The sequence below is a fragment of the Streptomyces sp. NPDC005576 genome, from assembly GCF_042871745.1.
Classification (GTDB): Bacteria; Actinomycetota; Actinomycetes; order Streptomycetales; family Streptomycetaceae; genus Streptomyces.
Window position 1 is genome coordinate 374674 of sequence record NZ_JBIAJC010000006.1, and the last position, 10638, is coordinate 385311.

Genomic DNA, 10638 nt, shown 5'->3' on the forward strand with positions numbered 1-10638 from the left:
TCGTTATCTAAGTGAAGGCAGGCGTGGCGGGCGAAAGCGTGTTCTCCAACAGGGTCGAATCGCCCATTTCGCTCAGCACCAGAGCCAGCGCCCCGAGCACCTCGGCGCGCCCGCCGAGCGCCCCGGGAAGTACCGAGAGCTGTCGTGCGGCGCTCGGGATGGAGTAGCGCGCGACGGAGTCACGGATGGGCCCGAGGACCAACTCACCGGCCTCCGCGAGCGATCCGCCGAGTACGACCCGGCTGGGATTGAGGAGGTTGCACAGGTTGGCCACGCCGCTGCCGATGTGCCGGCCGACGTCGGCGATCACCCGGCGGCACCCGGGGTCGCCCTCGCGGGCCAGCTGGACGACCCGGTCCATGGTCAGGTCCGGTCCGTGGCTGGGCCTCAGGAGCGGCAGGACGTACCGGGCGGCGGCGAAGGTCTCCAGGCACCCGCGGTTTCCGCAGCGGCAGACCGGGCCCGCTTCGTCGAGGGTGATGTGGCCGATCTCCCCGGCGGTCCCCCCGGGGCCCCGGTAGATCGCCCCGTTGATCACCAGGCCCGCCCCCACCCCGCTGGCGACCTTGATGTAGGCGAGGTCCCGGACGCCGCGCCCGCTCCCCCAGACCAGCTCGCCCAGGGCGCCGAGGTTGGCGTCGTTGTCGACGTAGACGGGCACTCCGAGGCGGGTGGCCAGCTCCGCGCTGGGGTTGATGCCCGTCCATCCCGGCAGGATCGACGTGGAGCCGAGGGTTCCCGACTCCACGTCGATCGGGCCGGGCACTCCGAGGCCCACGCCTATGACCTTGTCCGGGCCGATCCCGGTGGTCCTGATCAGCCGGTTGACCAGCGCCTCCGCCCGCCCGAACCCGTCCGCGGAGGAGGCGTCCACGTCCAGTGGTTCGGACTCCTCGGCAAGGACCTGGTGGGCCAGGTTGCCGATCGCCACGCGCAGGTGCGTATGGCCGAAGTCCACCCCGATGACGACGCCCGCGTCACCGCTGAGCGAGACGCTCCTGGCCCTGCGGCCCCCAGCCGAGGTGGGCGTCACCTCGACGGTGCCGCCGTCCTTCAGCTCGCGCACGATGTTGGAGACGGTGGCCGCGGAGAGGCCGGTACTCCTGGCGATTTCCGCCTGGGTGAGCGACCCCGCCATGCGCACGGCACGTACGACCCGCTCAAGATTGGCCCGATGCAGAGATGTCTGCGACCCCGGAGTCTCCATCGACTCACTCACTCCTGCCGTTTTCTCTAACATGTGAACCAATAGCTGACCGTTTCCGGGTGTGCCCCGTCAAGACCTTGAACGTGCGGAGCCCCGTTTGAGCGCTGCACCTTCCCAGATGAGAACGGTAAAATTCGTCCGAACACAGACGAAACCGCCCAACGGCCGGAGGCAGTTGGGCGGTTCCGTGGTGAAGCGCCGGTGGAGCGGAGGTGCTACTTCAGCGCTCCGGCGGTCAGACCGGCCACCACCTGACGCTGGAAGACGATGTACGCCGCGAGGACGGGGAGCATGGCGATGACCAGTCCGGCGAAGAGCCCGGAGTAGTCCCCCTTGTACCCCTGGCTGGTGGAGAGCTCCACCAGCCCCTGCGCGAGCACCCGCTTGTCCGGGTCGGTGTTCAGCACCGTGGGCAGCATGTACTGGTTCCACTGCCCGAGGAAGTTGAAGATCCCGACGCTGATCAGCCCCGGCTTCGCCATCGGCAGCATCACCTGGAAGAAGGTCCGGGTGTGCGAGGCCCCGTCGATCAGCGCCGCCTCCGCCACCGAGGTCGGCAGCGTGCGGAAGAACGACGTCAGGAAGAACACGGTGAACGGCAGCGAGTACGCGATGTACACGAGGATCAGCCCGTGGATCGTGTTCAGCAGCTCCATGTTGTCCATGACGTAGAACAGCGGGACCAGGGCCAGCATGACCGGGAAGCTCATGCCTCCCACGAACAAGAAATAGATGAACCGGTTGCCGGGGAAGTCGAACCGGGCCAGTACGTACGCGGCCATGGACCCCAGCACGAGCGTGCCGACGAGCGAACCCCCGACCACCAGGACGGTGTTCAGGAAGTACTCGCTCATGTGCGCCTGGTTCCAGGCCCGGCCCCAGGCGTCGAAGCTCAGGGAGTCGGGCAGCGCCCACGGGGAGTTGAAGATGGCCTTGTCCGACTTGAAGGCGGACATCACGGCCCAGAACAGCGGCAGGATCACCAGGACCGCCCAGATGACGAGCACACCGTGCGAGAACACGTTGAGGACGTGTCCCTCACCGCGCTTCGCCTTGGACGTGCCGCCGCCGTCGGTCTTGGCCGCCCGCTGTCCGGGTACGCCGGCCTCCTCGCGGAGGGTGGGCGGGGTGTCAGTCGTCTTCATCAGTACTCCAGCCGCTCGCGCCGGCCCAGCTTCATGACGATGGCGGCGAACGCCAGGGTCACGAGGAGCAGGGCGACACCGATCGTGGTCGCATAGCCGGCCTGTCCGTCCCGGAACGCCGCCTGGTAGACGTACAGCGGGAGGACGGTGGTCGAGTAGTCCGGTCCGCCGGGGCCGACGCTCATGATGTTCACCACGGCGAAGCCCTCGGCACCCAGCGCGAGGATGCCCATGTAGACCCAGCCGGACTGCACGGTGTCCCAGAGCAGCGGCAGCGTGATGCGGAAGAACGTGGTGACCCTGGTGGCGCCGTCCAGGAGGGCCGCCTCGTAGAAGTCCTTCGGGATGGACGCCATGCCCGCCGAGAAGAGCACCACGAAGAACCCGGTGGTGCACCAGACGAGGACCGCCACGATGCACCAGAGCGCGAGCTTCGGGTCACCGAGCCAGTTCGGCAGGTTGTGGTCGAATCCGAATGCTTTCAGCGATCCGTTGATCATGCCCTGGGCGGGGTCGAACGCGAACTGGAAGAGGATCGCCACGATCGCAATGGAGAGTACCTGCGGGAAGAAGTAGGCGATTTTGTAGAAGCCCGATCCGCGTACGCCCGAGATGACCGCGCCCTTACGGTGCCGTCCGCCCACATTGAGCATGAAGGCGAAGAAGAGGGCGAGCCCCAGCGTCACCAGCGGCAGCAGGACCGCCAGAAGCACACTGTGCTCCAGCGATTTCCAGAAGATGTCGTCCTTGAACATCTTGGTGTAGTTGTCGAAGCCGACCATCTCGAAGTCGGGGCTCAGCCCCGTCCAGTCCGTGAACGAGTAGTAGATGGACTGGATGAAGGGCCAGATCACGAAGATGACGTACAACGCCATCGGGGCGATCAAGAACCCGACTATGAACCGGTATTTACCGTGCTGCATCGTTACCGACTCCGACCTTCCTGCCGTGCCGCCGCTGGTGACGCGTGGATCACTGGTGCTTGAAGTGCTTGATGGACCCGTCCTTGGCCGCGGCGTCCGCGTAGCCCTGGATCTTCTTGATCGCCTCGGCGGGGGTAGCGCGGCCGGCCATCATCTCGCCCAGACCGGAGACACCGATCTGCTCCTTCTGGAGCTTCACGTACCAGTCCTGCAGGCGCGGGTTGACGACGTTGGTCCCGGCCTTCTCCAGTGCGGCGACGCCGGACTTGAGGCCGTCCGACAGCTCGATGCCGTCGGTGCCGCCGTTGTAGGCGGACAGGGACTTGGTGCTGGTCGTGAAGGACTTCGAGGAGGCCTCGCTGAGCATGATGCGCAGCTGCTCCATGCCGCCCTGGGAGTTCTTCGCGTTCGCCGGCACGATGAACGGCTCACCGCCGGACGCCCAGATGGTGCCGAACGGCAGCTTGTCCGAGGCGTCGAGGCTGGAGGGAGCACCCACGGACAGCTTGAAGTCCTTGGGGATGATGGCCGCTTCCTCGTTCTCCACCCAGGAGCCGTTGGGGATGAACAGCGCCTTGCCGTTCGCCCACGCGCCCTGCGAACCGCGGTGGTCGAGACCCGGGGTCCCCTCCAGGACGTAGCCCTTCTTGTAGAGCTCGTAGTACGCCTCGAACGCGGCCTTGACGGCGGGGTGTTCCCACGCCTTCGGCTCCAGGTTGTCGATCGCGTCGAGCACCTCGACACCGCCGATCTTGGCGATGAAGGGGTAGAGCGAGAACGGCAGGTAGTAGGGGTACTTGCCGGCGTAGGTCCAGCCGGCGATGCCCTTCTTCTTGGCCTTCGCACAGAGCGCGAGCATGTCGTCCCAGGTCTCCGGGTACGCCGCGTCGAGCTTGTCCAGGGCGGTCTGCGAGTACCAGACGCCGTACACGGTGTAGGCGTAGTACATGATCCAGACCGGGTCGCCGTCGAACTGACCCATCTCGACGATCCCCGGGCGCAGCGTGTCGCGCACCGTCTTGCTCGGGTCGTCGAGGGACGGGGCGTCGAGCAGCGGAGTCAGGTCCGCGAGCTGCTTCTTGCCGACCAGGACGCCCATGTCCATCTGCTGGGCACCGGAGTTGTCGATCAGGTCCGGCGGGGTGCCACCGTTGAAGCGCGGCTGCAGGACCGACTGGATCTTCTGTGTCTTGGAGAACGTGACCTTGGCCTTGGGGTACGTCTTCGCGTAGACGGCCTTGGCGTCCTCGGCGTACTTCGTGCCGAACCCGCCGTCGAAGATGACCAGTTCGAGGGGTGCGCTCTCATTGACGGCCAGCGGGTTCTCGGCCGACTTGGTGCCCTTCTCGACCTTCTCGTCGGAGCCGCTGTCGCCACTGGCGCAGGACGCCAGGAAGCTCATCGTGGGAACGGTGATCACGCCGAGAGCGGCGGACCGCTTGATCAGGTCGCGACGGCCGAGACCCTCATTGTTGTGGGCGGAGGTCGATCCCATGCTCAAGTCCTCACCTTCATCAGGACTCAGGCGGTGTACCGGTCACCCGTCGAGATCTCGCCTCAGGCGAAGGGCCCCGCCACCGCGCGGTCGGTTGCGCTTGGGTCATGCAGAGAGACGTACCAATGTGCCTGACTCGGCCTGGCGTGCCGGGAGAACGTACAGCGAAACAGCTCGTGGCATGCCTCGCACCGCTCCTCGGTACCCCTGGCGAGTGCGCAGCCGTGGGAAACGGCTGTGCAGACGCCGACAGGTATAGTCCACTTGCAGCCGGAGGAGCAAGATCGAATGCAGGTTTGGCCGGGCATCTTTCCCGAGTTGAGACCTCGCCGATACGTCGGCACCGTGCGCCCGGAGCCGGACGGCAGCATTTCCCGGATTTCGACGATTCGCCCGGCACCCCTCCCGTAACGGCCGCGAAACGCCGGATTACTTGACCGTCATGCGGGCCCCGTGCGGGCTTCCGGCCACGCCGGAACGGGCGGAATCACCCGGTGGGCAGGTCACAACACATGACGACAAAAACCGATTCCGGTCGGAAGGACCGTGCCATTTCCGTCGGATGGGGCGAATGTGATCCGGGCGAATCGGGCGACTTCATGCCTTACATCCCCACGAGCGAGGTGAGTGTGTTCAATTCCCGAACGGAAGAGGATGAAAGGGAATGGGACGTTCCGGTCTGGTTCTCGGGGCTGTCCCGGGGAAAGCTGAACGGCCGGCACCGGGTCTCTCCGGTGCCGGCCGTCTCTCGGCTGCCGACGTCTCTCGGACTGCCGACGTCTCTCGGACTGCCGACTCTCTCGGGGGTGCCGAACTCTCCGGTCCGGCGCTCGCGGTTCAGCGTTCCCGGCGGACCTCGCGGACGAGGCTCTCGGGCAGGGCCAGGTTCCAGGCCGTGATCACGGGCTGCCCGTGCTCGGTGCCCAGTCGGGAGATCGCTCCGGTGGCCAGCTGGAAGAGGCTTCCGCCGGCGGGGGGCAGGTCCAGATAGCGCGCGGTGAGCACACGCAGGAAGTGGGAGTGGGCGACGAGCACGATGTCCTCGTCGCTCGCGAGGCCCTCGGCCGTCGCGCGGACTCCGGCGAGCACCTTGTCGGCCCGCTCCCCGATCTCGGCCGGGCTCTCGCCCGGGTGCGCGGTCGGACCGGCGTCGACCCCGTCGGTCCAGAGGTTCCAGAGGGGGCGGGTGCGGTGGATGTCGATGGTGGTGATGCCCTCGTAGCCGCCGTAGTCCCACTCGCGCAGTTCCGGGATGATGCGGGGAGAGGTGAGGCCGGCCAGTTCGGCCGTGCGGCGGGCCCGGACCGAGGGGCTGACCAGGCTGAGCCCGATCTGGCGGTCCGCCAGCAGCGGGACGAGCGCGCGGGCCTGCGTCTCGCCGAACTCGGTGAGCGGCAGATCGGTGTAGCTGGTGTGCCGGCCGTTGCGGGACCATTCGGTCTCGCCGTGCCGGATCAGGATCAACTCGCCCATGGTGCGTCCGTTCTTCGTGCGTGTCGCTGCGATCATGCAAACCCGCCGGACCACGATCGCATTCCGTACGGACCGGGCCGCCTGCGACGCGCCCGCCCGCGCGCCGGCCCCGGTGGTGCGCGAGCCGGAAGCGCTCGCCCGCCACCGGGGCCGGTGGTCCCGCACGGGTCGTATACGAATCAGCCGGGATCAGCCGCGGACCACCCGCAGCCCGTCCTCGCCCACGACCTCGACGGCGTACGGGCGGTCCGTGTCCGAGGTCACGTGGACCGTGTCGCCCTCGCGCGCCACCCGGAAGGTGGCCGCGGGAGCTCCGGTGAGGTCGGGAACGGTGACGGTGCGGGTGAAGTCACCCGTGCCGGCGGGGGCGTACACGCGCAGCTCGAGGCCGTCCAGCCAGTCGCCGTCCGGGCGCGAGACGTCCGCGCCGAGCGGCAGTACGGCCCCCGGGCGGACCAGGAGCGGAAGGCTGTCGAAGCCGTGGGTCTCGTGCCGCCAGGCCGGTCCGGTCACCGTCTCGCCGGTGAGCAGACGGGTCCAGGTGCCCTCGGGCACGTAGTACTCGACCTGCCCGTCCTCGGTGAACACCGGGGCCACCAGGACGTCTGCGCCGAGCAGGTACTGCCGGTCCACCGTGCGGGTCGCCGGGTCGCCGGGGAACTCCAGCAGCATCGGGCGCATCACCGGGACGCCGGTGGTGTGGGCCTCCACGGCGGCGCCGTACAGGTACGGCATCAGCCGGTGCTTCAGCTCGGTGAACTGCCGGGCCACGTCCACCGCCTCGTCGCCGAACTCCCACGGCACGCGGTAGGACGAGGAGCCGTGGAGGCGGCTGTGCGAGGAGAGGAGGCCGAAGGCGAGCCAGCGTTTGAAGACGGCCGGGTCGGGGGTGCCTTCGAAACCGCCGATGTCGTGGCTCCAGAAGCCGAAGCCGGAGAGGCTCAGCGAGAGCCCGCCGCGCAGCGACTCGGCCATCGCGCCGAAGGAGGACCAGCAGTCGCCGCCCCAGTGGACGGGGAACTGCTGGCCGCCGGCGGTCGCAGAGCGGGCGAAGAGGACGGCCTCGCCCTGACCGCGCTCCTCCTCCAGGAGCTCGAAGACGGCCTTGTTGTAGAGGTGCGTGTAGTAGTTGTGCATCCGCTCGGGGTCCGAGCCGTCGTGCCAGACGACGTCCGTGGGGATGCGCTCGCCGAAGTCCGTCTTGAAACCGTCGACCCCTTGGTCGAGCAGGACCTTCAGCTTGCCCTGGTACCAGGCGGTCGCCTCGGGGTTGGTGAAGTCGACCAGCGCCATGCCGGCCTGCCAGAGGTCCCACTGCCAGATGTCGCCGTCGGTGGTGCGGACGAAGTAGCCCTTCTCGGCCCCTTCCGCGTACAGGGCGCTCTTCTGCGCGATGTACGGGTTGATCCAGAGGCAGATCCGCAGGCCCCGCGCCTTGAGACGGGCGAGCATGCCCACCGGGTCCGGGAACACCTCCGGGTCCCACTCGAAGTCCGACCACTGGTACTCGCGCATCCAGAAGCAGTCGAAGTGGAAGACGGAGAGCGGGATGCCCCGGTCCGCCATGCCCTCCACGAACGAGGTGACGGTCTTCTCGTCGTACGAGGTGGTGAACGAGGTCGTCAGCCAGAGGCCGAAGGACCACGCCGGCGGCAGCGCGGGGCGGCCGGTGAGGGCGGTGTAGCGGGAGAGGACGTCCTTGGGGGTCGGGCCGGCGATGACGAAGTACTCCAGCGTCTGGTCCTCGACGCTGAACTGCACCTGCCCCACGGCCTCGGAACCCACCTCGAAGGAGACCTTGCCGGGGTGGTTGACGAAGACGCCGTAGCCGCGCGAGGAGAGGTAGAACGGGATGTTCTTGTACGCCTGCTCGCTGCTGGTGCCGCCGTCCGCCTGCCAGATGTCGACGACCTGGCCGTTCTTCACGTACGGGGTGAAGCGCTCGCCGAGCCCGTGGATGGTCTCGCCGACACCGAGGGCGAGTTGGGCGGCCATGTGGTGACCGCCGCCCGGCACGGTGGCGAAGGCGGTGCCCTTGTGGCCGGCGGCCGTCAGCAGGCGGCCCTCGCCGTCCAGGAAGTCCAGGCCGAAGGCGCCCGAGTCGGAGAGCCGCAGGGTGAGCGGGCCGCTGGTGAGCTCGGCGGTGCCGTTCTCGCGGCGGGTGGTGGCCGTCGCGTCGCCGGTGGCGCCGGGCAGGCCGAACTCCGGTCCGGGGTTGCGCTTTCCGGCGTGGTGGGTGATGCGCACCCCGATGACGCCCTCGGCGGGCGAGTGCGCCTCGACCGTGATGAGCGGGGCGTTGAGCGTGTCGCCGCGCCGCTCGACGCGCTTGACGGAGGCGTACGCCGTGAACCGGTCGGTGTCCAGGCGCAGATCACGGACTTCGGTGGCGTACGAGGCGACCACACCGTCCCGCATCTGCCAGAAGCCGTCGGTGAACTTCATGGGGGGTCCTTAGCCGTTCTGCAGTCGTTCGGAGGATCGGGAGTCCGCGGGTCCGGGAACCCGGAGGACTGGTCCGGTAATGCGGAGGCCGGGCGCTCGGAGGGGTACGTGCCCCATGGGCCGGACCTGCGGGGGTCTGGGGTTCAGGAACGCGAGGTCGGGAGGGCGGGGTCAGGAGGGCGGGGTCAGGAGGGCGGGGGTGGCCCGGTCCAGGACCTGCACGATCCGGTCCCAGGCGGCGGTGTCGCGCGGCAGGGCGTCCAGTCGGCTGTCCGCACCGGTACCCCAGCCGGCCGCGAGGGCCACCGGATCGTCCCCGGTGACCGCGCCCGCGGCGAGCGCGGCGGCGCCCAGCGCGACCAGTTCGGTGGATTCGGGGACGATCACGGGCCGGCCGGAGAGCCTGCGGACGGTCTCGACCCACCGGGTGCCGCGCGCCCCGCCGCCGATCAGGCGCAGGGGGGCGTCCGGGGCGTCGAAGGGCAGTTCGTCCAGGGCCCGCAGGATCGCCACGACGGCTCCCTCGTAGGCCGCCCCGAGGAGTTGCCGCGGGGTGGTGTCGTGGCGCAGGCCGGTGAGCAGCCCGGCGGCGTGCGGCAGGTCGGGGGTGCGCTCGCCGTCGAGGAACGGCAGCAGCACGGCCTCGCCACCGGGTTCGGCGTCCTCGCGGTCCAGGCCCAGCAGGGCGGCCACCTTGTCCACGGCGAGGGTGCAGTTCAGCGTGCAGCCGAGCGGCAGGTGGGTGCCGTCGGCGGCGGCGAAGCCGGCGAGCAGGGGGGAGGACGGCCGGGTGCGGGTGGCGGCGAAGACGGTGCCGGAGGTGCCGAGGCTGACGACCGGGTGGTCGAGCAGGCCCTCGGCGCCGAGGCCCAGGCCGACCGCGGCGGCCATGTTGTCGCCGGTGCCGGCGGCCACCGCGATTCCGGCGGGGAGGCCGAGGTCGCGGGCGGCCGGCTCGGTGAGGTGTCCGGCGAGGGCCGCTCCGGTGGGGGCGACGGCGGAGAGCATCTCGGCGCGCACGCCGGTGAGGGCGAGCAGCTCGGGGTCGTAACCGTGGGCGGCGTGGGAGTACCAGAGCGTGCCGGAGGCGTCGCCGGGATCGGTCACGGCGGCGCCGGAGAGCCGTTCGGTGAGGTAGTCGTGCGGGAGACGGATGGCCGCCGCGGCGGCCGCGGTCTCCGGTTCGTTCTCCCGCAGCCACTGCCATTTGGTGGCGGTCATGGAGGCGACGGGCACCGACCCGGTCCGCTCCAGCCATGCCTCGGGTCCGCCGAGTGCGGCGGTGAGGGCGGTGGCCTGGGGGGCGGAACGGGTGTCGTTCCAGAGCAGCGCGGGGCGCAGCGGCCGGCCGTCCGCGTCCAGGACGACCAGACCGTGCTGCTGCCCGGCTACGGCGATGCCAGCGATCGCGGCGGGGTCGAGGCCCGCCTCGGCGAGGGCCGACGCGACGGCAGCGCGCAGGGCCTGCCACCAGCCCTCGGGGTCGCTCTCACGGGCGCCGTCCCGGCCGGTCACGGTGTGCGGGGCGCGGCCCACGGCCAGGACGCGGCCGGTCTGGATGTCGATCACGGCGGCCTTGGTCGACTGGGTGGAACTGTCCACCCCGATGACCGCGGAAGACCGCGGGCCTGCCTCTTCCCGGGCTTCTCCGGACGGCATGGCGTACCTCGTTCCTGCGGGGGAGTCTTTTTTGATCGTACACAAAACAAATACAGGGCGATTGCTGTGGATCGACCGTGAATCACGCCACTCAGGACGATGTGGACCTGCATATGACGGAAAGGTTGTCCACGAGTGACCGTTCTGTCACAGAACAGGTCTGGTGCGACGTCAGCAAGTGGAGTATTAGTACTGACACTGAACAAATTGGTCGGTCGGCAGAGCAGCCGTCCGGGCCCGTCGATCAAGAGGCAGACATGTCGGACCGCTTCACCCCCACTTCCGCTGACA

The 10638-nt window shown here is 68.9% G+C and carries 8 protein-coding genes; 1 reads left to right on the forward strand and 7 read right to left on the reverse strand.

Annotation, left to right across the window (positions count from 1 at the left end):
* Positions 1-7 precede the first annotated feature (7 nt).
* The 7 genes from ACFYPN_RS13585 to xylB all read right to left on the reverse strand — a co-directional run bounded on the left by ACFYPN_RS13585 (position 8) and on the right by xylB (position 10347).
* On the reverse strand, positions 8-1207 hold the full coding sequence (locus ACFYPN_RS13585; RefSeq protein ID WP_358762646.1) for an ROK family transcriptional regulator: 1200 nt from the start codon (positions 1205-1207) through the stop codon (positions 8-10).
* 215 nt (positions 1208-1422) lie between these two features.
* Positions 1423-2352, reverse strand: coding sequence for a carbohydrate ABC transporter permease (locus tag ACFYPN_RS13590; RefSeq protein ID WP_389298207.1), 930 nt, complete (start codon positions 2350-2352; stop codon positions 1423-1425).
* Positions 2352-3275 (reverse strand): sugar ABC transporter permease, encoded by a 924-nt coding sequence (locus ACFYPN_RS13595; RefSeq protein ID WP_358762642.1) that lies wholly within the window; start codon positions 3273-3275, stop codon positions 2352-2354. Before ACFYPN_RS13595 ends, ACFYPN_RS13590 begins: the two co-directional genes overlap by 1 nt.
* Before the next feature lie 49 nt (positions 3276-3324).
* Positions 3325-4770 carry an N-acetylglucosamine/diacetylchitobiose ABC transporter substrate-binding protein gene (gene ngcE, locus ACFYPN_RS13600; protein ID WP_358762640.1) on the reverse strand — a complete coding sequence of 482 codons (1446 nt, stop codon included), beginning with the start codon at positions 4768-4770 and terminating at the stop codon, positions 3325-3327.
* Between the two features lie 837 nt (positions 4771-5607).
* The gene (locus tag ACFYPN_RS13605; RefSeq protein ID WP_358762725.1) at positions 5608-6243 is read right to left on the reverse strand and encodes a histidine phosphatase family protein; all 636 of its coding nucleotides are present in this window, start codon (positions 6241-6243) and stop codon (positions 5608-5610) included.
* A gap of 189 nt (positions 6244-6432) precedes the next feature.
* Positions 6433-8688, reverse strand: coding sequence for an alpha-xylosidase (gene yicI, locus ACFYPN_RS13610; protein WP_389298210.1), 2256 nt, complete (start codon positions 8686-8688; stop codon positions 6433-6435).
* Between the two features lie 171 nt (positions 8689-8859).
* Positions 8860-10347, reverse strand: coding sequence for a xylulokinase (xylB, locus tag ACFYPN_RS13615; protein WP_389298212.1), 1488 nt, complete (start codon positions 10345-10347; stop codon positions 8860-8862).
* 77 nt (positions 10348-10424) lie between these two features.
* On the opposite strand from xylB, the gene ACFYPN_RS13620 reads away from it, so the two are divergent.
* On the forward strand, positions 10425-10638 hold a 214-nt coding region (locus ACFYPN_RS13620), incomplete at its 3' end, for a hypothetical protein (RefSeq protein WP_389298214.1).